The organism is Janthinobacterium sp. 64 (assembly GCF_002813325.1).
Lineage (GTDB): Bacteria > Pseudomonadota > Gammaproteobacteria > Burkholderiales > Burkholderiaceae_D > Janthinobacterium.
In genome coordinates this window covers 1045651-1066752 of sequence record NZ_PHUG01000001.1, presented here as the reverse complement: position 1 = coordinate 1066752, position 21102 = coordinate 1045651, and the positions used below count along the sequence as shown (strand labels likewise).

22 protein-coding genes are annotated in these 21102 nt (G+C 62.9%); 10 read left to right on the top strand and 12 right to left on the bottom strand.

Annotated features, from left to right (window positions below):
* Nucleotides 1-5: 5 nt before the first annotated feature.
* Complete coding sequence (locus CLU91_RS04720) at nucleotides 6-356, top strand: hypothetical protein (protein WP_100873214.1); 351 nt, start codon at nucleotides 6-8, stop codon at nucleotides 354-356.
* Nucleotides 357-397: 41 nt separating this feature from the next.
* On the opposite strand, the gene CLU91_RS04715 is transcribed toward CLU91_RS04720, so the two are convergent.
* From CLU91_RS04715 to CLU91_RS04685, 7 genes are all read right to left on the bottom strand, one after another.
* Nucleotides 398-802, bottom strand: coding sequence for a c-type cytochrome (locus CLU91_RS04715; RefSeq protein WP_100873213.1), 405 nt, complete (start codon nucleotides 800-802; stop codon nucleotides 398-400).
* A gap of 152 nt (nucleotides 803-954) precedes the next feature.
* On the bottom strand, nucleotides 955-1833 hold the full coding sequence (locus CLU91_RS04710; protein ID WP_198521245.1) for an EamA family transporter: 879 nt from the start codon (nucleotides 1831-1833) through the stop codon (nucleotides 955-957).
* Between the two features lie 222 nt (nucleotides 1834-2055).
* A complete protein-coding gene (locus CLU91_RS04705; protein WP_100873212.1) occupies nucleotides 2056-2436 on the bottom strand; it encodes a hypothetical protein in 381 nt (126 codons plus the stop codon).
* On the bottom strand, nucleotides 2411-3475 hold the full coding sequence (locus CLU91_RS04700; RefSeq protein ID WP_198521244.1) for a peroxiredoxin family protein: 1065 nt from the start codon (nucleotides 3473-3475) through the stop codon (nucleotides 2411-2413). The genes CLU91_RS04705 and CLU91_RS04700 overlap by 26 nt, the downstream gene beginning before the upstream one ends.
* Complete coding sequence (locus CLU91_RS04695; RefSeq protein WP_157814596.1) at nucleotides 3475-4386, bottom strand: hypothetical protein; 912 nt, start codon at nucleotides 4384-4386, stop codon at nucleotides 3475-3477. Before CLU91_RS04695 ends, CLU91_RS04700 begins: the two co-directional genes overlap by 1 nt.
* A gap of 9 nt (nucleotides 4387-4395) precedes the next feature.
* Nucleotides 4396-5115: a hypothetical protein gene (locus CLU91_RS04690; protein WP_100873209.1), complete on the bottom strand. Its 720-nt coding sequence runs from the start codon at nucleotides 5113-5115 to the stop codon at nucleotides 4396-4398.
* On the bottom strand, nucleotides 5108-5662 hold the full coding sequence (locus CLU91_RS04685; RefSeq protein ID WP_100873208.1) for a hypothetical protein: 555 nt from the start codon (nucleotides 5660-5662) through the stop codon (nucleotides 5108-5110). The genes CLU91_RS04690 and CLU91_RS04685 overlap by 8 nt, the downstream gene beginning before the upstream one ends.
* 321 nt (nucleotides 5663-5983) lie before the next feature.
* Here CLU91_RS04685 and CLU91_RS04680 point away from each other — a divergent pair, with 321 nt between their 5' ends.
* A complete protein-coding gene (locus CLU91_RS04680; protein WP_157814595.1) occupies nucleotides 5984-6361 on the top strand; it encodes a hypothetical protein in 378 nt (125 codons plus the stop codon).
* 44 nt (nucleotides 6362-6405) lie between these two features.
* On the opposite strand, the gene CLU91_RS04675 is transcribed toward CLU91_RS04680, so the two are convergent.
* Together CLU91_RS04675 and CLU91_RS04670 are read right to left on the bottom strand one after the other, a co-directional pair.
* Nucleotides 6406-8265 (bottom strand): phytase, encoded by a 1860-nt coding sequence (locus CLU91_RS04675; RefSeq protein ID WP_100873206.1) that lies wholly within the window; start codon nucleotides 8263-8265, stop codon nucleotides 6406-6408.
* A 17-nt stretch (nucleotides 8266-8282) separates the two neighbouring features.
* On the bottom strand, nucleotides 8283-10820 hold the full coding sequence (locus tag CLU91_RS04670; protein ID WP_100873205.1) for a TonB-dependent receptor: 2538 nt from the start codon (nucleotides 10818-10820) through the stop codon (nucleotides 8283-8285).
* Between the two features lie 306 nt (nucleotides 10821-11126).
* Between CLU91_RS04670 and CLU91_RS04665 the strand changes: the two genes are divergently transcribed.
* From CLU91_RS04665 to CLU91_RS04640, 6 genes are all read left to right on the top strand, one after another.
* On the top strand, nucleotides 11127-12029 hold the full coding sequence (locus CLU91_RS04665) for a GGDEF domain-containing protein (RefSeq protein ID WP_100873204.1): 903 nt from the start codon (nucleotides 11127-11129) through the stop codon (nucleotides 12027-12029).
* Nucleotides 12029-13054, top strand: coding sequence for an AraC family transcriptional regulator (locus CLU91_RS04660; protein ID WP_100873203.1), 1026 nt, complete (start codon nucleotides 12029-12031; stop codon nucleotides 13052-13054). The genes CLU91_RS04665 and CLU91_RS04660 overlap by 1 nt, the downstream gene beginning before the upstream one ends.
* A gap of 219 nt (nucleotides 13055-13273) precedes the next feature.
* Complete coding sequence (locus CLU91_RS04655) at nucleotides 13274-14668, top strand: class I SAM-dependent methyltransferase (RefSeq protein ID WP_100873202.1); 1395 nt, start codon at nucleotides 13274-13276, stop codon at nucleotides 14666-14668.
* Nucleotides 14668-16011 carry a sensor histidine kinase gene (locus CLU91_RS04650; protein WP_100873201.1) on the top strand — a complete coding sequence of 448 codons (1344 nt, stop codon included), beginning with the start codon at nucleotides 14668-14670 and terminating at the stop codon, nucleotides 16009-16011. Before CLU91_RS04655 ends, CLU91_RS04650 begins: the two co-directional genes overlap by 1 nt.
* Complete coding sequence (locus CLU91_RS04645) at nucleotides 16011-17108, top strand: hybrid sensor histidine kinase/response regulator (protein ID WP_100876578.1); 1098 nt, start codon at nucleotides 16011-16013, stop codon at nucleotides 17106-17108. The genes CLU91_RS04650 and CLU91_RS04645 overlap by 1 nt, the downstream gene beginning before the upstream one ends.
* Nucleotides 17101-18114: a response regulator gene (locus CLU91_RS04640; protein WP_100873200.1), complete on the top strand. Its 1014-nt coding sequence runs from the start codon at nucleotides 17101-17103 to the stop codon at nucleotides 18112-18114. Before CLU91_RS04645 ends, CLU91_RS04640 begins: the two co-directional genes overlap by 8 nt.
* Nucleotides 18115-18125: 11 nt before the next feature.
* On the opposite strand, the gene CLU91_RS04635 is transcribed toward CLU91_RS04640, so the two are convergent.
* Both CLU91_RS04635 and CLU91_RS04630 read right to left on the bottom strand, forming a co-directional pair.
* Complete coding sequence (locus CLU91_RS04635; protein ID WP_157814594.1) at nucleotides 18126-18533, bottom strand: energy transducer TonB; 408 nt, start codon at nucleotides 18531-18533, stop codon at nucleotides 18126-18128.
* 69 nt (nucleotides 18534-18602) lie between these two features.
* Nucleotides 18603-19130, bottom strand: a complete 528-nt coding sequence (locus CLU91_RS04630; protein WP_100873198.1) for an SRPBCC family protein — start codon at nucleotides 19128-19130, stop codon at nucleotides 18603-18605.
* 193 nt (nucleotides 19131-19323) lie between these two features.
* Between CLU91_RS04630 and CLU91_RS04625 the strand changes: the two genes are divergently transcribed.
* Both CLU91_RS04625 and CLU91_RS04620 read left to right on the top strand, forming a co-directional pair.
* Nucleotides 19324-20109, top strand: a complete 786-nt coding sequence (locus tag CLU91_RS04625; protein ID WP_100873197.1) for a DNA/RNA non-specific endonuclease — start codon at nucleotides 19324-19326, stop codon at nucleotides 20107-20109.
* A 21-nt stretch (nucleotides 20110-20130) separates the two neighbouring features.
* The gene (locus CLU91_RS04620) at nucleotides 20131-20385 is read left to right on the top strand and encodes a hypothetical protein (RefSeq protein ID WP_100873196.1); all 255 of its coding nucleotides are present in this window, start codon (nucleotides 20131-20133) and stop codon (nucleotides 20383-20385) included.
* Between the two features lie 38 nt (nucleotides 20386-20423).
* Here the strand turns inward: CLU91_RS04620 and CLU91_RS04615 are convergent, their stop codons facing one another.
* Entirely contained in the window at nucleotides 20424-21059 is a 636-nt protein-coding gene (locus CLU91_RS04615) for a VOC family protein (protein ID WP_100873195.1), read from the bottom strand.
* Nucleotides 21060-21102 lie beyond the last annotated feature (43 nt).

Here is a 21102-nt window from a genome sequence, read left to right as displayed (position 1 = left end):
GGCGTATGCCTGTCGGTGCCAATCCCAAGCGCGAGCGCGAATTCAGGAAGCTGGAAAAGGACTTCAAGCAGGAAGGACGCTATCCGGGCCGCGAGCAAGAAGTCGCGGCGCGCATCGTGAACAAGCAAAGGGCTCAGTCCGGTGAAACGAGCGAGGCGCAGCAGCGAAAGAAAGCTGGCGGTGCTGGCGCCGATGCGTCACAGCAGGACTTGCCCATCGCCGGTTACCCGCAGTTGACGGTGGCGCAGATCCGCGACAAGTTGGATGGCCTGTCTGAGGCCCAGCGCAAGCGGCTGCGTGCCTACGAGGCCGCGCACAAAAAGCGCAAAGGGGTGTTGCAAGCGCTGGAAGCTTGATCTGGCGTCATGGCTCCATTGCCTGTGCAAATGGGACGGCGTTATTGCGTGCGCAGGTAGGCCAGCAGGTCAGCTACTTGCTGCGCATTGCCAATGCCCCAGAAACGCATGTTATTGCCGGGAATGAAGTCGCTGGGCGCTTTCAGGAAGCCGGTCAGGTTTTGCTCGGTCCAGACGATGTTCGCGTTTTTCATGGCCGCCGAGTATTTATAGTCGGTGGTAGCACCGGCTCTGCGGCCGATCACGCCTGTCAGCTTGGGACCGAAGCCGCCGCGCGCCGATGGCCCTACCTGATGGCAGGAGGCGCACTTGCGAAACGCCATCTTGCCCGCTTCGGCATTGCCCGTGAGGTTGGCGGGAGCGGTGGCGGCCTGCGTGATGGCGGCCTGCGTCAGCAGCAGACCTGCGGAGGCAAGAGAGAAGAGCGAGCGAAAGGTGGATGTCATCGGTGAGGCGGGCATGCGATGTGTGGCAATGTGTGGCAATGTGTGGCAAGCGATGACGCATTTTACAGGCGCACGTCAAAACCTGCTCGCCAGCACGGACTTGGATACGAGGAAGCGGCGCAGACAGCGGTGCAGGAGGGGGGAATGCCGCTCTAGCGCTTGCCGCCCTGGGCGCCCAACGCCGCCATGGCCGAGGCGAACACGATGCAGGCGATGGCCAGCCACTGCGTCAGACTCAGCAGTTCTCCCAGCACGGCCATGGCGGCCAGTGCGCTGACGGCGGGCGCAGCGCTGCTGAACATGCCGAACACGCCTTGGGGCAAACGGCGCAGGGCAAAGATTTCCAGCGAGTACGGCAGGGCGCTGGACAGCATGGCAATGGCCAGGCCCATCAAGGCAATCGACGGCGCCAGCAGGGCCGTGCCCGAATAGGTGATGCCGATGGGCACCGTCACCATGGCCGCCACCGTCATGCCCCAAGCCACGGCTTGCCCGCCCTGCAAGGTCGAGGCACGCTTGCCGAAGATGATGTACAGCGCCCAGCACAGTGCCGCCCCCAGCGCATAGGCCACGCCGACAGGGTCCAGGCTGCCCGGGCTGCCCTGCAGTGGCAGCAATAAATACAGGCCGAACACGGCGCATGCCACGGCCAGCAAATCGCGCGGCCGGCGCGATGACAGCATGGCCACGGCCAGCGGCCCCGTCACCTCGATGGCGACGGCAATGCCGATCGGTATCAACGCAAACGCCCGGTAAATCAGCAAGTTCATCAATCCCAGCACGGAACCGTAGACCAGCAAGTTCAGCACATCCTTGCGCGTCAGCCGGAAACGCCATGGCCGGAAGATGGCCAGCAAAATCAAGGCTGAAAACCCCACCCGGTACGCCGTAATCCCCTCCACGCCAATGACAGGAAACAGGTTTTTCGCAATCGCCGCCCCCAGGTTGACGGAAATCTGCCCTCCCAATACGGCCAGCGAAGGGAGCAAAATGCTGTCGGGGAGAGGGGAGGTCGAGGCGGGGGAGGTCATGGGGCGGTATTTTAATACGCCTGAGGCTGGCAGTCGCTGGCAGATTGGTAAGCTGCGGAGATTTCACTGTGCGTTTGCTGACATGGCGGGTGGATCGCGGCTTCTTTTCTGGAGACCATGTTGCAAAATACGCTACAGTTGTAGCATTGCTTGCGCATGGACAGAAAGAGCCCTTGCTGATCGAACGGCCTTTAGCATTTTGATTCTTAACATCGGTAACAATTATCGCCTGCGGCCCAGCCACACGTTGGCTGCAATCGATAACGGCGCTATGCAGAACAGGTTGAACAACGGCGCCATTAGCAGAGCCAATGCGGCAGTGGAGCTTTGCGGGGCCACGAATACCGACCAGAAGGTGTGCGCGTCCAGCAGCAGCATCAGCAAGGCGCCGGCTAGCAGAGCGCCGCAAGTCTTGCTGCGCTGTTGCGCAAGTGCCAGCAATAGGTAGGGCGCCAGCGACCAGGCGCAAAGCGCCGCCCGAAAGACGACGCCGCCACCGTTGGCCAGAAATAATGCGGTGATCAGGTGCAGGCAAATGCCAACCGTCAGCAGTAGCCGGCTTGCCTGTCGTGGGGATTTAAGCGGCGATATTCCGGTTTTCATCGATCTGCGGTGCGGTTGACTCCAGTAGATCGTATATGTCTTTTGATCCCAGCGCCAGATGCGATGCGATCGTTCCCTCGGCGGACACGAGAACAGCGCTCGGAGTCACCAGCGCGTCGTAGCGCTCGGATACCTTGCGGTCCTCTTGCAGCAGCGTGGTGCAGGAGCCGGCCGTATGTGGACGGTGCAGCTGTCCGGCATCGACGCGCAGGATGACGGCGATGCTGATGCAACCCTGGTATTGCCGATGCCAACGCTCAATGCGCGGCGCCAGTTCGGCACAAGGGCCGCAGGCGATGTCGGAAAATACCAGCAGCACCGGCAGGCCGGCAGACCTGAGCTGCGCCAGCGTAATCGATTCGCCGGTGCCCATTTCCGGCAGCGCGAAGTCCGGCGCCATGCTGCCGATTGCCAGTCCGCGCGGCCGCATCTCGACCGCATGCAGTGGCTCAATGTTGGCGGCGTCGAGTCGCAGCTCCAGCGTATCCATGCGCAAGATCAGGCGCCCGTTCTGGCGCAGCGCATGCTGTAGCAGCCACCATTGCAGCGCCATCACGGCGACGCATAGCGACAGCGTCGGCGCCGTGAGCAATATCTCGGCCAGATGCGGCCATAAAGGCGCATGCGCGTATGCCGGACCAGCGTAAATCAATGCGCCCGCCATCGACAGCAGTACCCCGTTCCTGAGCAGCGTAGTGGGGCCGATCGGCGTGGCGTCCTGCTGACCGAAGCAGTTGCAACTGGGCCGCTGGCCCTGCAGCAGCTTGTACGCCAGCACGGCGTTGTAGAGCGCCAGCAGTGCGGCGCCGGCGATGGCGCTCCACCACGTGGACATCGCCAGCGTCAGCATGAAGGCGATCGCCAGTTCGCACATCGGCATCAGCCACGCCAGCTGCGGCCGCAACGCAGTGGGAATACCGAATTCCGCCAGCGTTTGAGCGTACGCTTGCCGGTGCAGCAGCTTGCCGGCAGCGGCCATCAGCAAGACGCCGGCTAACAGCAGGCGTAAGACGGTGCATGGCAATATAAATGCGTCCATTATCTCTTTCCTCCCAGGGTAGGTCCATCGTAACGTCGAGCGCCACCAAACGGCGAGATGGTCGATGAGTTCGTCAGGTCGGAGCACAGTGGCCCGCACAGTGCGGTACCGCCGCAACAATTTGAGCCGGCGCAACCGTATCCCGGTGGGCAATCGTCGTTGGAGCTGCAGGTGGGCAAACCGGCACAAGGAGTATTGCCGTGCACGCAGACGCCCGAGCCATTCGGCGTCGTAAAGCACACGCAGTCGCCGCCACCGACGCATGCCGGGAAGGCGCCGCAACTGCCGCCGGCGCAGGTGCGGCAAGCCTCAGGCGGGCAGCAGTCGCACGAGAGCCTCTGGGCGTCGTCATACGCGTTTTGGCCATACGAGGACACCGCGGTGTAATAGGTCTGCGCCTGGGACAGACAACCGCCGCGCTTGATGTTCTGTATGCTGCCCGTGCCGGGAAAGGCGGCGGTGCAAATAGCGTTAAGCGCGCTAAGGAAGCTGGTATCGCACGCTGTCTTGTTCTCGTTGCACTTGTCATAGCAACAATCGTGAGTATTACAAGCGGGAACGAAGCTGACGCCGAAGTAACTTTGCGGCGGCGGCACCCACGATCCGGCCGCGCCGCAACCATTGGCGGTGCAGGTATGCGTCAGGTTGGCGGTGCGGGAAGGGCAGTGCGCCAGATTGGCAATGGGGTGCTTTTGCACCACGCCGTTGGGCGTGCAGCAGGCAAGGGCGGAGTCGTACACGCGGTTATTGCACAGGCAATTGCGCGCCGCCCAAGCGTTGCCGATACCGAACCGGGCCAGGGTCATGCCGCCCAGGCCGAACACGACCATTTTCAGTGCGGCGCGGCGCGAGGTGACGCCAGCGAGCGTGCGTGCGATGTCATCGAGTATTGTATGGTCTGAGGTTTTCATGTGGTTCACCTAACGTGCTCTGGATGGCGACAGTACCGTGTCCAGCCCCACCGGTCCGGCATTGTTGGCCGCATGGTCCCAGGAGATCAGGCTGTAGGAGGTGGACTCGGAGCGCCCGGTCGGACTTTGGATCTCGAAACCGCCAAGCGCTTGCTGGGGCGCGATATGGGCATCACCGGAAATCCAGCCCACATAGGTCATCAGGTCGGACTCGGACTGCCAGCCGTTTGGCGTGCCGGTGACGGTGGTGGGTGCCACGATGTCGAGGTGGAAGGCGGCGATGTACAAGGAGCTGCCCAGCGGCTCGTCGTTGAAGATGGTGTAGGTCCACGTGGCGTTACTCAGCAGTACGTTCACATGCGAGCGCAGACGCGGCGAGGCATACGGCGCCGGCTGCGGAATCATCACATAGCGATTGACGACGAAGCCCAGCGTGCCGCCGGCCTCGTAGGTGCCGCGCAGGGTCAGCAGATATTGCTGGCCGGGCGTTAGCCCAATGTGGCTGAATCTGGCGCCTATGCTGCCGCTTCCTTCGTTCGTCAGGCTACCGATGTACACTGGAAAATTCTGCGGACTGATACGCGGTGCCGCACCCAATGTGGCGCCGGTCAGGAATACCTTGCTGGCGGTCTCGCTGCCGATGTTGGTCACAGTGACCGAGACGATGACGTCTTCGCCGGTGTTGATGACCGTGGCGTTGCCCGTGACGATCTGTGGCTTGCTAGCCATGATTGCCCCCATGGTTGGAGTGAGTACGGCAAAGCATCATGCCGGTCATGCCGGTCATGCCGGCCAGGCCGGCCAGCATGATGGCCAGCGTGGGCGGCTCCGATACGGCCACCACTTGGTCGACCAGGAAGCTGAAGCTGACGACGTCGGAGAAGTTGCCGCTAAGGTCCTGCAGCATCACGTCGAGCGTATGCGCGCCGGGCAGCGCGTTGGCCGCCACGTCGATAGTGAACAGGGCAACATTGTCCCTGAACGAAAAACTGGGAATGCTGAACAGGACCAGTCCCAACGTTTGCTGTGGCGTCAGCGCGCCTGGATCGAAATTGCCGAAATTCAGGAACAGGTCAGTCGCGTCCAGCGCCGTGTTGGTCCGGTTGATGATGCTGCCGGTGATTTGGACGCTGCCACCGGCCGAGACCGGCATGGTGGTCTGTGTTGGCGTGAGCGTGAGTAGCGGCAGCGCGTGCGCGTTGTGTGCGAGCGCGAGCGCGAGCAGTATGAGTGCGGCCAGCGCGCCAGCGAACGATTTGTGTAGTGTATTGAGCATGGAAATTCCCGGGTTGGCATCATGGGACTCGCTACGCATTAACCATGCCAGTCCGTGGGAGCGCTGTTAAATCAAGGGTTGCTCAGAAATTGCCCGTGGCAGTCGAGGAGCAAGTGTAAAGATGACCGACAAGCTGTCGATGTTAATCATTGCCATCATGATGTTGAGCCGATGCAGACCATCTCTGTCACGACAGATTCAGCTTACAGTGTTGCAATCACCGATTGCAGCCGCACTTGCTGCCTGTCGCGCCGTATAGTTACCTCTAACCCGGAGTAGTATTGAATGACTGTTTTTAGTATCGGCGACACCAATTTTGAAGTGGATATCGCGAAATCAAGCATTCGCCTGGAAGAAGACGGCACTGGCATGGTGGAACTGAACATCGATATCCATGGGGATGATGATGTGTTCATGCGCTTGACCGAGCCCGATGATGCGCCATGGTCGTGGGCGCTGTATCCGCCGGCGTTTTTCCTGCACGGCTTGCGCATGCCGCAAGGGCAGGAAGGAGCGTTTGCGATCGGGATGCCCGATACGCATGCCGAGGCGGACGAGTCGGGTATCTATATGATGGAGTACGGCGACGTATCGGCCGTCAACATCATTGAATTGTCGGCGCGACGCCTGCTTGTGTCGGGCATGGTGGACTTATGCGGCAAGCGGCTGCCATTTCATATCGATATGCCGCGCACATAGTGCTGGGGCCGCTCCCGAAGGGGCCGGCCCCAGCTGTTGCTGACTTACTCCAGCTTCAAGGCCTTCGCCACATCCCTCCACGCCACATACTTGAAGTTCTGCGGGCCGTCCGGCAGGCGCTTGTAGCCGTCCTGGATCACCAGCATGCCTTGCGCATACGCGCCGCCCAGGTTGGCGGACGTGACGTCGAGGCCATCCGTTTCCGAGGTGCCGTCTATGCCGGCCGGCAAGTTAAAGCCCACCTTGAAGCGGCCGCGCACTTTGTACGGCGCTTTGGCGTCGAGCACCACGTAACTGCTGTCGCCCTGGCTGGAGACGATCAGGTAGCCGGTGTTGGCCTTGGCGCCCGGCTGGCGGTAGATGGCCATGCCTTCCACGTCGGCCGTCAGGTGCGCTCCCACGGGCAAGACCATGGTGAGGGCATCGGGCTTGGCGGCGTCGGCCGAGGTGGTCCAGATGCCGCGCGTTTCCTCGCCCAGGAACAGTCTGGCATTGGCGTCGTCGGCCACGCAGCCTTCCGGTTGCGTGGCGACCTTGAAGCTGCGCAACAGAGTCGCACTGAACTTGTTGCCTTCCAGGCCGATGCTGTATTGCTGGAAAGTGCCGTCCTTGTCGTTGATGAATGCTTGCACGCCGCCCCCGGCCGGTTGATACAGGCACATGCCGTAGATGCTTTTCAGTCCGGTAGGGAAGCGGCCCGCTTCCGCCACGTCGCCGCTGGCATTGATGGTAAACAGCATCATGCTGTTGTCGTCGCGCTGGGTGGCGACGGCCAGGTCGACCTTGCTGCCGCCAAAGCTGATGTTCTGCCGCACGTCGACGTTGTTCAAACGGCCCACTTCCAGCAGCTGAGTTTGCTTACCTTGCAGGTCGTAGACGAGCAGTCCTTGCTTCTTGTTGGTGCCGAGGATGCGCGTATTGGCAGGATCGCTGGCCAGCCAGATGGCCGGGTCGTCGGCCGCGTCGCCCTGGCGCGCCATCGGTTCCGTCTGCGCTTGCGGGGCGATGAAGGCTACCGCTGCTTGGGTTTCCGCCTTGCCTGTCCACTTCAAGGGCCGCGCTTGCCAACCGTTCTTGCCGCGCAGTAAGAGCGATTCCTTGTCCAGCGCCAGCTGGCTGTCGCCTTTGCGCACGTTCAGGGCCACCGCCTGGGCTGGCTGTGCCGTCCATTTGCCAGCTTCATGCGCAAACAGGCGCAGCTTTTCCGCCTTGCCGTCGAGCACGGCCACGCCACCGGGCAACACGGCCAGCGCGCCAGCGCCGCCATCCAGCTGGCCATACGGCTTGCGCAGGGCCACGACTTCGCGCTTGCCCATGCCTTCGGATTCGGCGTCATACGCCCACACGCCCATGTTGGCCTCGCTGACCAGCAGGCGCTGCGCGCCATCGTCGACCCGGCAATGTTTCGCGTGCGGCGGCAAGGCCAGCTTGCGCACCAGCTGACGCTGTTCGCCCTGCATCACCCACTGTTCCGCTTGTCCATCCTTGCCGATCAAGAACAGATGATCGAGCTGCTGCGCGTCGCGGTACAAACACGATGCTTCCACGGAAAACGTCGGCACGGGAAACGGCGCCAGCTTGACCAGCTTGCCGGCCGGCACATCGACCGTCACGGGCAGCGGGCGCTGCGTGTCCGCTTCGAGGAAGACGGCCAGCACTTTGCCGCCATCGATGCGCGTGTCGAGCTGCTTGGCGCGCACGGCGATGCGGTCCTGTTCCTGGCCGGCCGCGTTGAACAAGCGCAAGCCGTGTTTGTCTAACGTCAACCAGCCGCCGCCGGGCAGGCGGGCCAGCTCTTCCGCTTCCTGTGTGAAGGAAGGAACAGCCTGGGCCGGCGCGGCTTGCACCGTGCCCGCGAGGTAAAAAGCAGCCAGCAAGGCGCTGCAGAGTACGGTTTTTTTCATGGTAGGTAACATCATCATCAGAAGGCGCTGGCTTTCAGGCTCACTTTGAAAGTGCGGCCGTATTGTTCATTCTGCACGTTGTATTGCTTCGTGCCCTGGTAGACATAGTATTTCTCGTTGTTCAGGTTTGCCGCTTCAAAGACCACCTGGAACTGCTTGTTGATCTGGTACGACAGCGAGAAATCGAGCTGCTTCTGGCTGTCGACGATATGGTCCTGGCTTGGATCGAGAATATCGTTGCCCATTTCCAGCAGATACGGCGACTTGTAGTTGAGGGCCAGGCGGGCGCTGACGGGGCCCGTTTCATAGCCCAGCATCAAGTTCATGACCTGGTTCGACTGGCCCGGCAGGCGGATGTCGCGATTCATCTGTTGTTTGCTCGCCTTGTCGTAGCGACCGATTTGCGCGCTTGAGGTGCTCAGGGTGCCGTTGACGCCGACGAGCAACTTGTTGAACGGTGCCGGCAGCATGCGCAGCGGCTGCATGTAGGCCAGTTCGATGCCTTTGACTTTGGCCGCGTCGCCGTTCGCATACGAGGTGGCCGAGGTGTAATTGGCCCACTGACCCGTGCCGGCCAGATTCGTCGTGTAGGTAAAATTCTTGATGTCCTTGTAGAAACCGTAGGCCGACATCACGCCGTCATTGCCCAGCACCCGCTCGATACCGAGGTCCAGGTTGTTGGCTTTCAGCGGTTTCAAGTCCGGGTTGCCGATCACGGCTTCCGTGTTGCTGGCCAGGCTGATGCCCGGCGCCAGCTGGCTGAAGTTGGCGCGCACGACGGCTTGCGTCCACGCGGCCCGCACGCTGGTCTTTTGATCGACGTCATAGCGGGCTTGCAGGTTCGGCAGCCAGTTGGTGTACGAACGTTCGCGCGTCAAGGGCGTGGCGACGCCGGCGCTGTCCACTTGCGAGCCGGCAGCCTCAAAGCTGGTGCGCTCGGCGCGCACGCCGCCGAGGATGTGCCAGGCGTCGAAGTCGTAGCTGTTTTGCACATACATGGCGTTGATGTCTTCATGCATGCGGTAGTCGTTGATGATCGATTCCGTGGCCAGGCGCGCCTTGGTACGGTCGAGGCCCGCGACACGGGCGCGTATCAGGGCCGGGTCCAGCGCCACGCCGATGTTGCCCAGGTCGTAATCGAGGTTGTGGCCTTGCACGAAGTTGCTCATTGACGTGGAACCGGCGCCCCAGTAATTGCCGCTCGTGGCCTTGCTGCTGTTGTACGCCCATTGGTCCGTGTCATTGGTCTTTTCGCGGCGGCTGACTTTCGCGCCGAACTTCAGGATGGCGATGTCGAACTTGCGCGCCAGGTCGATGCGTGCATGGTGTTCATTGTCCTTCGAGTAGCGTTTTTGCAGGGTGATGGCGTTGAGCGCGTAGCTGGCCGGATCGTACAGCGAGGCGGGGCCGCTCAACAATGGTTGCTCGGTGCCATTGAAACTGATGCCGCTAAAGTTGCTGAGGCCGCGGAAACGGCCGTCGTTCAGGGATTCCGGCGTGTCCTCGGTGGCGCGGCTCAGGCCGCCTTTCACGTCCAGCGTCCAGTCGCCCGATTTCTGTTGCGTACCCAGCACCAGCGAGCGCACTTGCTGCGTGTACTTGCGCTGGCGGATGCGGCGCTCGGCGCGCGCGCTGGCTGTGGCTCCTTCGGCCAGGCTGCCGCCCGCGATATTGCTGATGGTCAGGCGGTCGCGCACTTCATTGTCGGAAAATTCGCTCACAAAAGAGCGCAAGAACCAGCTGTTGCCCGCTTCGGGGCGGTAATCGAGATTGACGGCCAGCGCGCCGCGCTTGCGCACGGGCAGGTAGTCGCGCAACTCCAGGCTGGATAATTTCCCCTTGCTCCAGGCGCCGCCCGTTTCCACGTCATCGGAGCCGAACGAGCGCTTTTCCGCGCTCAGGCCGGCTGCCACGCCCAGCTTGCCATCGAGGAAGCGCTGGGCCCACAGGGCGCCGCCGCTGGGGCTGGTCTTGCCCGTCTTTTCATCATGGCTGGCACCCACGTTGGCCGACAGCAGCTTGCCCGGCAAGTCGAAGGCGGACAGCGATTTGACTTCGATGGTGGCGCCCAGCGAATTGGCGTCCATTTCTGGAAGTAACGTTTTCGAGACTTCCAGTGTACGGATCAGGCCGGCCGGCAGGATGTCGAGCGCCACGGCGCGGCGGCCCGCTTCCGGCGACGGCACCAGCGCGCCGTTGATGGTCACCGCGTTCAAGTCCGGCCCCAGGCCGCGCACCGTGATGTAGCGGCCTTCGCCCTGGTCGCGCTGCACGGACACGCCCGGCAAGCGGGCCAGCGCTTCGGCTGCGTTTTTATCGGGCAAGCCGCCGATATCGTCGCTGCTGATGACGCTGATGATGTTGTCGGCTTTCTCTTGCGCGGCGATGGCGTTGCGCAGGCTGGCGCGCTGGCCGCTGACGACGACGGTGGCGGCCGGCAAGCCATCCGCATCTTGCGCTTGTGCTTGGCTTGGACCGCTGAAGACGGCCATGATGGCGAGGGCCAGGGCCGTCAGGCGCAGCGGGGAGGGAGTCGGAGTGTGCAAGGTTTTCATGAAGAGCTCGGTTAGGGGTAGGGAACCGGGCGGATTCTAGGCAGCAAATATGACGGTTGCGTGACAGGCAAGGGCTGGCCACCCTGAAAACAAGGGCAGATGGACGCTTTCCGGCCAGAAATGAAACGTGGTGAGCTGAAATGACCTGCCGCCGCAGGGCGCATGGGATGCGGCGTGCCGGATTTGCACGCGCTGCGCTGGTAATGCTGAGCCGTTTGCACCTGCCGCACGGGCGTGGCGTATGTCATCGTGCCGTCATGGGCGGGCGCTATCGTGGCGACAGCACCACTTTTAAAGGTTCCCCACATGCTGCCGTTGCACCGTAACAGTCTGATTGCCGCCGCGCTGGCATTGCCCCTGTTCTTTTTTCTGTACGCCACACTAGGCCACGTTAAACCGTTTGCCATCTGGAAGTGGATGGATATCGTCTGCGAAGGCGGCACGGCCGTCATGGCGGGCATCTGGTTCTTGTTTACCCTCAGCAGCCGTCCACGGGGACGGGTGACGAGTTTGATCGCCGGCGGCCTGTGCGCCATCATGCTGGGGTCCTGGGCCGATTGCCTCGACGAATTCTTTGCCGTCGACAAGAGCGCCGTGTGGGATAACTGGCTCGAAGCGCTGATTCCGTTTGGCATGCTGGTGCTGACCATCGGCATGTATTACTGGCGCCAGGAACAGTTTCGCCTGAATGAACACCTGCAAAAGCGCGAGCGCCTGTTCCGCGACCACCGCGCCTTCGACCGCATCACGCAGCTGGCCGACGCCAGCTACCTGCGCACGCAGATGCGCCTGGAGCAGGAACGCCGCCCCGGCCTCGATTGCGCACTGGTCTTGCTCGACATCGACAGTTTTCACCTGATTAACCGCGAATACGGCCATCGCGAAGGCGACCGCGTGCTGCAAGCCGTGGGCCACATGCTGTTGCTGAACTTGCGCAATGACGATTTGCTGTGCCGCTATGCGGGCGACCGCTTCGCCGTGCTGATGCCGGGCGTGTCGCGCGAGGATGCGGCCGTGAAGGCGCGCCACCTGTGCGCCATGGTGGGGCAGATGCGCCACCATGCCAATGACAACCGCGAAATCCGCCTGAGCCTGCGCCATGCCTGTTCGCTCACCGATGGCGTGCCGGAAGTGGTGCTGGCCGAGCTGAGCCGGGCCGTGGAAACGCCGCGCTCCGGTGCCGGGATCAGTGCCGCCGCGCCTGCCTGATGCCGCTGCACCAGCAAGGCGACCCCAGCATCGCGGCCCATCACCAGCCGGCGCTGGTGCTCGACTACGCGCGCAGCCGTGAGCTGGCTGTGGCGCCGCTGCTCAAGGGCACGGGCCTCGACGGCGGCGCGCTGCCGTCTGCGGAAAGCCAGGTCAGCGCCGCGCAATACCTGCAATTGCTGGCCAACGTGGCGCGTGGCCTGGACAGTGCCGACACCAGCTTCATGCTGGGCCAGCAAATGCTGCCCGGCCATTACGGCGCGGCCAGCCATGCCTTGCTGCAGGCGCAGAATCTGCGCCAGGCGCTCAGCATCCTGTGCGATTTTCATACCTTGCTGTGTCCGCTGCTACAGCCGCGCTTGCGCGCAGCGGGCGAGCTGCACGTGCTGTACTGGGTCGATGCGTACGGCGCGCCGAGCCAGCTGCCGTTTCTGGTGGAAATGCACATGACGGCGCTGGCGGCCATGTGCCGCTGGCTGGCGGGGGAGTCCCTGCCGTGGCGCTTCTGCTTCAACCGCGCGCGGCCCCGCCACGTGGAGCAGCATGAAGTGCACCTGGGTCAGGCGCTGCGTTTCGATTGCCAGGTCGACGCCATGCTCATCGACTCCAGCTGGCTCGATAAACCCTGGCCGCGCGGTAATGCGACGGCGGCCGCGCTGGCCTTGCGGTCGGCGGCGCTGGCACCCGTACCCGCCGCCAGCCTGCTCGGCGCGCTGTACGACTACCTGCTGGAGAACATCCGCTGCGCGCCGACCCTGGAGCGCACGGCGCAGGAATTCGGCGTCAGCCCCGCCACCCTGAAGCGCCACCTGGCGCGCCATGGCACGCATTTCCAGGCCGAGCTGGACCAGGTGCGCGCGCACAAGGCGATTTATCTGTTCCAGGCGCATGGCTACGACAACGATGCCGTGGCCGCCTACCTCGGCTTTCATGATGCCACCAACTTTCGCCGCTCGTTCAAGCGCTGGACGGGGCAAACGCCGCAGTTGCTGCGTCACGCGCTGGCACTGTTCGTCGCGGGATGATCGAAGCCGTTGCGCGCCAGCGCCATGGACGGTCGTTCCTGAGGGAACAATTGCCCGTTATGCCACATCCATAGTACACTCGATCAGAGAGCGAACAGACGCGCTTTGAGGCGCTCCGGTGCGGCGGCGCCGACCGCGGTGCCGTGCCTTAACCCAGCCTGGAAACTGGTGCGCCCAGCGTGGTGCGCCGGCAGCCGGGCAACTTGATAATGCCCAATCGTGTATTCACAATCGCAGATCGATCCAGTCGTCAGTTTCCGTAACACCCAGGGTGAGGCGGTGCGCGGCACGATTTTCAACTTGCAGCGCAATTCGCTGGTCATGGAAATCTACAATCCCTACTCGATTGTGCAGGTCAGCGAGGTGCTCAATGATGTGACGGTGCGCATGGGAGCAAAGAACGCCTATGTGGGCAAGGCCGTCGTCATCAGCAGCGTCAACACGGGCCTGACCGCCATCGTTTCCGTGACCCTGATCGACGAGTGGCGCGAGCTGAGCGACGTGGTGGTGGTCAAGGGCGCCGTGGCGAAAGAGTCCAGCGCCTTTGTCGCGGGCTGGGGCGAGCGCTTCCGCATCCGCCGCGATTACCAGATCGTCGTCAACGAAATGCGCGCCTTTTTGTCGGAAGTGGCGCGCTGGGTCGAGCAGGTCGACTTGTCCGATTCGCTGCCGAAGGAAAATGGCCGCCTGCGCGCCGACATCTTCGACGAGCTGGCCTTGCCGCTGATGGAGCAAACCCAGCTGTACTTGCGCCAGCTCGAGGTGGAAGCCTCGCTGGTCGAGGAAGAGCGGGCGCCGGCCCACCGCGCGTTCGCCCAGGCGGCGCTGCACCCGCTGATCCTGCGCGCACCGTTCGTCTTTCGCACGTTTACGAAACCGCTCGGCTATGCGGGTGACTACCAGATGGTCAACCAGCTGCTCGACGATCCGCGCCAGGGGCCGAGCACGTATTTTCAGATCGTCAATGCGGCCTTTTTGCAGGCGGCCGTCGCCACGGCGCACCGCAACCGCATCGATATCCTGACGGAGTTTTTGGCGCACAAGGCGGCCGAGGCGCGTGTTGCCGGGCGCGTGTATAAGGTGCTCAACGTGGGCTGCGGCCCCGCCATCGAGGTGCAGCGTTTCCTGGAAACATGCCCCGATGCGCAATGGCTGGCCTTCGAGCTGGTCGACTTCAGCAGCGAGACCCTGGACTGGACGCGCGCGCGCCTGACCACCATCATGCAGCGCACGGGCAGCGTGGTGGAAATCGATTATGTGCACGACTCCGTGCACAACCTGCTCAAGCGGCGCCACGGCTCGGGCGTCACGGGCTTGCCTGGCAGTTTCGACGCCGTGTATTGCGCCGGCTTGTTCGACTACCTGTCCGACAAGGTCTGCGCGCGCCTGCTGCTGCATTTTGCCTCGCGCGTGGGGCCGGGTGGCCGGCTGCTGGTGACGAATGTGCACGCCGACAATCCGGGCAAGTTCGGCATGGAGCATTTGCTGGAATGGCATCTGATCTATCGCAATGAAGCGGGCCTGTCGGCCTTGCTGCCCGAACATGCGACGGCGCCGAAAATCTATGTCGACGCGACGGGCGTGAATGTGTTCGCGGAAGTGAGCATTCCTTGATGGATACTCCAGGCCTGCACGCCGGCTACACGGCCGTTTTGCGCGACTTCCGCCTGGAATTTAGCCGTGGCGGGGCGTATACGGGCATCGTGCTGATCCTGCTGGGCATGGGCCTCGATTCGGCGCTGTATCCAGATAAACAGTCGGCGTTTACCACTGCGCGCATCGTCGTGTCCGTGCTGATCTTTTGCGTCGTGCTGGCCATGCGCACGCGCTGGGCGCAAGACCGCATCCAGGGGCTGACTTTTGTCTGGCTGATCCTGCCGCAAATCATGATCGCCTGGATGATCGCCGTCACGGAAGGCGCCACCTCGATCTATTACGTGGGCATGACCCTGGCCATCTATTCCTCGGGCATCGTGCTGGCCTTCGGCCTGTGGCAAAACATGGTCTTCGGCGCCATTTCCTGCCTGCTGTACGTGGCCGCTTGCGCCTGGCATGCGGGCGGCTTCGACTTGCCGGCCACGTTTGTCGTCAACTGTCTGTTCCTGATCATGTCGGCCAGCATCAGCGCCGTCTTCACCTATTTCAATGAGCGCGCCCGCTTCATGCTGTTCCAGCTGAAGGCGGAAGTGGCGCAAAAGAACACCCAGCTGGAAGAGACGAATAGAAGCCTGGCCGATATCAAGGGGCAGATGCTGCAGCAAGAGAAAATGGCCGCCATCGGCACCCTGGCCGCCGGCATGCTGCATGAAGTCAACAACCCCGTGAATTTCTGCATGATGGCCATCGAGGTGGCCATCGAAGACCCGGCCGCCAGGCAAAGCGCGCTGGTGAGCGAATGCCTGGCCGACGCCAAGCAGGGCATGCTGCGCGTGCAGCACATCGTGTCCGATTTGAAAACCTTTGCCTACCGCAAGAGCGGCAACCAGCTGGAAACGGGGCATTTCCAGTTCCGCAGCGCGCTCGACGCCGCCATCCGCCTCGTCGGCCACGAAACGAAGAACGTCAGCATCAGCCACGACTTGCCGGTCGATACCCTGGTGCGCGGCGACGAGGCGGCCATCGTGGGCGTGCTGATCAATTTGCTGGGCAATGCCGTGCTGTCCATGCGCAAGGGCAATGCGCCGCCGTTCGAGATACGCATCACGGCCCGCTGGGACGAGAACCGTTTGCGCATCAGCGTGCGCGACAACGGCCCCGGCATCGCCCCGGAAAACCTGGCGCGCGTGTTCGAACCGTTCTTCACCACGCGCGAAGTGGGGCAGGGGCTGGGCCTGGGCCTGAGCATCAGCTATGGCGTGATCGAGCGCCACGGCGGCACCCTCAGCGCCGAAAGCGAGCTGGGTGTCTGGGCCAGCATGAATTTCGACTTGCAGCGCTCCGACTGGGAGGGCCGTTGATGGACAACGATAGCCGCGCCAGCGTGCTGTACGTGGACGATGAAGCGCTCGCCTGCAAGTACTTCGAGCGCGCCATCGGTGCGCGTTACCGCGTGCTGACGGCGCACAGCGTCGATGCGGCGCTGGCCTTGCTGAAAGATGAGGCCGCCAACATAGACGTGCTCGTCACCGATTACCGCATGCCCGATCGCCTGGGCAGCGAGCTGCTGCAGGAAGTGGCGCAGCGCTATCCGCACATCGTCTGCATGCTGGTGACGGCGTATGCGGACAAGGATGTGCTGCTCGAACTGATCAACGGCGGCTCGCTGTTCCGCCTGCTGGAAAAGCCGCTCGACCTGGTCGCCATGCAAACGGCGCTGCAACTGGCCGTGCAGACGGGACGCGAGCGCGCCGCGCGCCGCCAGGGCCTGGTGGCGATGGAGGAGTCGCTGGCCTTCCTGGCACATGAATTGAACACGCCGCTGGCGGCCATCGCCAATTTTGCGCGCGGCATCGCGCGCCGCGCGCAGGCGGACTCTGCACCACAGGCCGAGATCGGCGAAGCGGCCGCCTTGATGCACGACAATGCGCGCTATTGTTTGTCCGTGCTGGCCAGTTTTGTCGACACGGTGCGCCTGGCCAGCGCCGGGCCGGGCATGCAGGGCGGACGCCGCGCCGGCAGCGCGCGCCAGCTGCTGGCCGCCTTGCTCGACAGCTATCCCTTGAGCACGGCCCAGCGCGCCGCCATCACGGTGGAGCAGGGCGAGGATTTCGCCATTGCCGAGTCGCCCAACTGCGTTGCGCTGATTCTATCGTCCGTGCTGGCGAACGCCTTGCGCTCGGCCGGTGAGCAAGAGCATCCGGCGATCGGCATCCGCATCGATGCGGGCCGCATCACGGTGCGCGACAACGGCGCCGGCATCGCCCCTGAAATCGTCAAACAGCTGTTGCTCGACCCCGTCAGTGCCAGCGGCGGCGAAGGCAAGGGCTGGGGCATGGTGTTTTGCCATCGCATGATGCAATCGTTCGGCGGCAACCTCGATATCGCCACCGAATCTGGCAGTGCCACCACGGTCACCCTGAATTTTCCAGTACATATAAGGAACGAGCATGATTGACGCCAATCTGCGTTTGCCGGCTCAGCTTGAGCCGGCACTAGGCTTGCCGACGATACTCTATGTCGATGACGAGGCCAACGCCCTCAAATATTTCCAGCGCGCTATCGCGCCGCTGGCCAACGTGCTGACGGCCACCTCGGTCGAGGAGGGCAAGCGCATCCTCGACGCGCAAGCCGAGCGCATCGCCGTGCTGGTGTCGGACCAGCGCATGCCCGGCGCCTACGGCAACGAGCTGCTGTCGTATTGCTGGGACCGCCATCCGCACATCGTGCGCATTCTGACCACCGCGTATTCCGAGCTGGAGCACACGGTGGAAGCCGTCAACCAGGGGCAGATCCACCGCTACATCCAGAAGCCGTGGGATATCGCGGCGCTGCGCATGGAAATCAAGCAGGCTTTGGAACTGGCGCGGCTGCGCAATGAACACGCCCAGCTGCTGCGCGAAAAGCTGATGGTGCGCCAGCGGCAAGCCGTCGCCAACCGCATCGGCACCCTGTACGCCTTGTGCGCCAGCCTGGCCGGTCCGGAACAGCAGCTGCCCGTGGAAGCGTATCTGTCGGCGGCCCTGACGGCCGGCGTCACGCCGCCCGAGCCGGACTGGCTGTTGATGGATTATGCCGACCTGGTCAGTTCAGAAGCCTTCCGCGGCACCGCCTTTGCCGCCGCCGTGCGCCAGCAGCTCGACACGCTTGAGCGCGAGCATCCGGGGCGCGGCGTGGAGCAGGCGATCGACATGCTGCTGCCCGTGTTTGGCGCGGCGCTGCACAACCAGGGCGGCACGGCCCTGTTCCTCGATGGCCGTTTGCTGACGGAATTTCTGGAAACACCGACCACCACGCCCGTCTCGTCCATCCACGCATTCTGGCTAGCCAGCCTGCTGTGGCTGGCGCGGCGCGGCTGGTCTCTGCAGCTGAGCAAGACGGAACTGGGCTTGCAGGGAAAAGTAGTGCAGGCTGAACCGGCGCTCACGCCGGACCACCTGGCGGCCTGGATCGAGCAGTTCTGAGCTGACGTCGCCTATCTGGCATCCGGTTCCCATACGTAAGCGACGGTGGCCCATTGCTGTACTGGCTGGCCGTTCTGTTGCGCTGGCGTGAAACGGCAAATGCTGAGGGCTGCGCGCGCTGCTTCGTCCAGTTGGGGGTGGCCGCTACTACGTTCCAGCTGCGATTCCAGCACCGCACCATCGGTGCCGATCAGCAAGGACAGGAAAGTCGTGCCTCGCGCCACCTCTGGCAGCGTGCCCGGCGGGTATTTCGCCTTGCTGCAGTTGCGCATGTCTACCACGGCCGCCTTGACCAGCCCCATTGCGTCTGCGGCAACGGGATGCGTTGTGGCGGGCGCATCCTGGGCATGGGCGGTCGCGGCGCAGGCCGCGAGCATGAGAGGGGCCAGCAGGCGGCCGCTTGGGATGAGACGTTTCACGGGGACTCCAGCAATGAAATTGCAAAGAAAACAGGGCCTTGCAGGCCCTGTGTCTGGCGGTGAGCAGGCTTAGCGCTCCGACGCCGCCTTCAGGTTGTTCAAGCCTTTGTCGAAATCCTTGCCGATCATCCGGTCCATGCTGACAAACACCGTCATGACCTTGCTGACGTAAGGGCTGGGACCCGTCATGGTCCAGTTCACCCTGGTGCCGTCGCCCTCGGGCGTCATGGTAAACGTGGTGGTGTTGTGGCTTTCGAACGGTTTCAGGAAGTCGAGCTTGATGACGGTGCGCTCCGGCTGGGCCGCTTCGGTGATTTCCATGCGGCCGGCGCCCACCTTGTCATTGCCTTGCCACGCATATTGCGCGCCCAGGCCATTGGCCGGGCCCGTAAAGGTGCGGCGCATGGCGGGATCGAGCTTTTCCCATGGCGACCAGGCGGCCCAGTAATGGAAGTCCGTGATCAGGCCGGCGATTTTCTCGGGCGGGGCCTTGATGACGATTTCGCGCTGGACACTGAAGGTGTCGGGCTTGGTGGTGGCATAGCCGAGGATGGCGGCGACGACGACGACGATCAGCAGCAGGGTCTTTTTGATCATATGCTCTCCAGATCTTGAATGGTCGATGCGAACGAATCAAGGCAATCTTAGCAGATATGAATGGCCGTGCGCAGCCGCTTGGCCTTTATTTGCGCCAGCTCTGTGCCGGGCCGCACGGCAGGATGGTGCCGGTTTGTGGTGAGGGCCGGCGTCCGCTAGAATGCTGGCCTGCAACGATTTCACTTAGGGAAATATGATTCAACGATCGATCGCCAGGCTGACCCTGGCGTGCGGCTTGCTGGCGTCCGCCTTTGCCGCGAACCTGGCGCATGCCGATGCCTGTCCCGCCCATTATGTCGATGGCCGCAAGCCGGAAATCACCAACCCCAAGCTGGATGTGGCGACCAAAGAGCTGTGCTACAACGTGTTTGGCGTGATGCACTCGGGGATCACGCGCACGCCCCTGTGGTCGGCCGAGCACTTGACGGCGAACAATCTGGAAGCGGCACAGGACTTGTCGCGCGAAAACTCCTTCCATGCCGAACGCAAGCTGCCCGCCGCCCAGCGCGCGGAACTGGCCGATTATGCGCGCAGCGGCTTCGACCGTGGCCACATGGCGCCCAACGGCGACATGCCGGACCGCCAGAGCCAGCGCGACAGCTTTACCCTGGCCAACATGGTGCCGCAGGATGCGCGCAACAACCGCTATGTGTGGGCCGGCATCGAAGGCGCCGTGCGCAAGATGGCGAAGAAAGAGGGCGATCTGTACGTGATCACGGGGCCGGCTTTCATTGGCGGCAACCTGCGCAAGGTGGGAAGAGTCATTGTGCCCAGTCATCTGTACAAGGCCGTGTACAGCCCGCGCCAGCGCGCCGGCGCCGCCTACTTCATAGAAAACGCCGATACCAAACAATATGAAATGCTGAGCATTGCGCAACTGGAAGACAGGATAGGCATCGATCTGTTACCGTCGCTGACGCGCCAGCAAAAGTTGCGCATGCTGAGTTTGCCAAAGATCAATAGCAAGTCCAAAAAGTAATCGCCTTTGAGAGGAAATACCATGTGCGCAAAGAAATTCGTCCCCTACGCCAATGAAAGCGATGTGCTGGAAATCGGCAATCTGAGCATCGAAAACCGCATCGACCGCATCAGCCTCAGCGGCGACATCGACCTGACCCTCGACAAGCCGGGCCTGGCCCTGGCCAAGCAGCTGCAAAAGCTGCTGGCCGACGTGGTGGCGCAGCTGGAAAAGCAGGAACTGCCGGACCAGTTGCCACCGCCCGAGGTGACGTCGGTGGCCAATCCGTTCGAGTGACGTTGGCAAGCGCGGGCGCGCTTGATCGTCCGCCGGTCTTACAGTTGGCGCAGCCCCTGCGGCGTGTTGATGTGGGCCACCAGGCGGGGGCCGCGTTCCCCTGTCGACGGGTGCACAGCCACCTGGCTATCAAGGCCCAGCGATAGCAGCAAGCGCGCAATGCGTTCCGGTTCGGGATGAAACAGTTCAAGCTTGATGAGGGACAGTCCATGATCCTGCAGCCTGGCCGCCGGGTGCGCTTCCGCCTGCCACTCGATGAGTGCCGGGGCAACCCCATTCAGGCGCAATGCGCCATCATCGGGAATGGTGATCAGCCAGTTCAGTGCACCCCGGCTCATGGCTTCGATATTGCCAAGTGGCTCCGAACAAGCCGCAACGCTTGCCTCGATATCGGCAGTGCGGGCTATCCAGGTGGCGAGTGCCGGCGCCGCATTGGCGGCCAGGGTGTCAAGCGCGAACCAGCGGGGCCTGGACGGTAGCGGCGCGCTGGGGTCGGGCGCGATCACTTCCAGGTAGACAGAATCGCCAAGCCGCAGCAGAAGGTTATGCGTCCCCATGCGGGCATGCGCTCCGCCAGCCTGAGGTTCCACCCCCAGCGCCAGCCGCACCAGCTCGGCACCCGCTTCCAGCGTTGTCGCCGTGATGGCGATATGGTCAATATGGCAGCATGGCACTGTGGATCCTTCACCGTAGCGTCGTTGATGTGTTCAAGCCTGC

What these genes read in the sequence shown, in the direction of transcription:
- CLU91_RS04720 (WP_100873214.1), top strand. Translation starts at nt 6, where the DNA reads ATGCCTGTCGGTGCCAATCCCAAGCGCGAGCGCGAATTCAGGAAGCTG.
- CLU91_RS04715 (WP_100873213.1), bottom strand. Translation starts at nt 802, where the DNA reads ATGACATCCACCTTTCGCTCGCTCTTCTCTCTTGCCTCCGCAGGTCTG.
- CLU91_RS04710 (WP_198521245.1), bottom strand. Translation starts at nt 1,833, where the DNA reads ATGACCTCCCCCGCCTCGACCTCCCCTCTCCCCGACAGCATTTTGCTC.
- CLU91_RS04705 (WP_100873212.1), bottom strand. Translation starts at nt 2,436, where the DNA reads ATGAAAACCGGAATATCGCCGCTTAAATCCCCACGACAGGCAAGCCGG.
- CLU91_RS04700 (WP_198521244.1), bottom strand. Translation starts at nt 3,475, where the DNA reads ATGGACGCATTTATATTGCCATGCACCGTCTTACGCCTGCTGTTAGCC.
- CLU91_RS04695 (WP_157814596.1), bottom strand. Translation starts at nt 4,386, where the DNA reads ATGAAAACCTCAGACCATACAATACTCGATGACATCGCACGCACGCTC.
- CLU91_RS04690 (WP_100873209.1), bottom strand. Translation starts at nt 5,115, where the DNA reads ATGGCTAGCAAGCCACAGATCGTCACGGGCAACGCCACGGTCATCAAC.
- CLU91_RS04685 (WP_100873208.1), bottom strand. Translation starts at nt 5,662, where the DNA reads ATGCTCAATACACTACACAAATCGTTCGCTGGCGCGCTGGCCGCACTC.
- CLU91_RS04675 (WP_100873206.1), bottom strand. Translation starts at nt 8,265, where the DNA reads ATGAAAAAAACCGTACTCTGCAGCGCCTTGCTGGCTGCTTTTTACCTC.
- CLU91_RS04670 (WP_100873205.1), bottom strand. Translation starts at nt 10,820, where the DNA reads ATGAAAACCTTGCACACTCCGACTCCCTCCCCGCTGCGCCTGACGGCC.
- CLU91_RS04665 (WP_100873204.1), top strand. Translation starts at nt 11,127, where the DNA reads ATGCTGCCGTTGCACCGTAACAGTCTGATTGCCGCCGCGCTGGCATTG.
- CLU91_RS04660 (WP_100873203.1), top strand. Translation starts at nt 12,029, where the DNA reads ATGCCGCTGCACCAGCAAGGCGACCCCAGCATCGCGGCCCATCACCAG.
- CLU91_RS04650 (WP_100873201.1), top strand. Translation starts at nt 14,668, where the DNA reads ATGGATACTCCAGGCCTGCACGCCGGCTACACGGCCGTTTTGCGCGAC.
- CLU91_RS04645 (WP_100876578.1), top strand. Translation starts at nt 16,011, where the DNA reads ATGGACAACGATAGCCGCGCCAGCGTGCTGTACGTGGACGATGAAGCG.
- CLU91_RS04640 (WP_100873200.1), top strand. Translation starts at nt 17,101, where the DNA reads ATGATTGACGCCAATCTGCGTTTGCCGGCTCAGCTTGAGCCGGCACTA.
- CLU91_RS04630 (WP_100873198.1), bottom strand. Translation starts at nt 19,130, where the DNA reads ATGATCAAAAAGACCCTGCTGCTGATCGTCGTCGTCGTCGCCGCCATC.
- CLU91_RS04625 (WP_100873197.1), top strand. Translation starts at nt 19,324, where the DNA reads ATGATTCAACGATCGATCGCCAGGCTGACCCTGGCGTGCGGCTTGCTG.
- CLU91_RS04620 (WP_100873196.1), top strand. Translation starts at nt 20,131, where the DNA reads ATGTGCGCAAAGAAATTCGTCCCCTACGCCAATGAAAGCGATGTGCTG.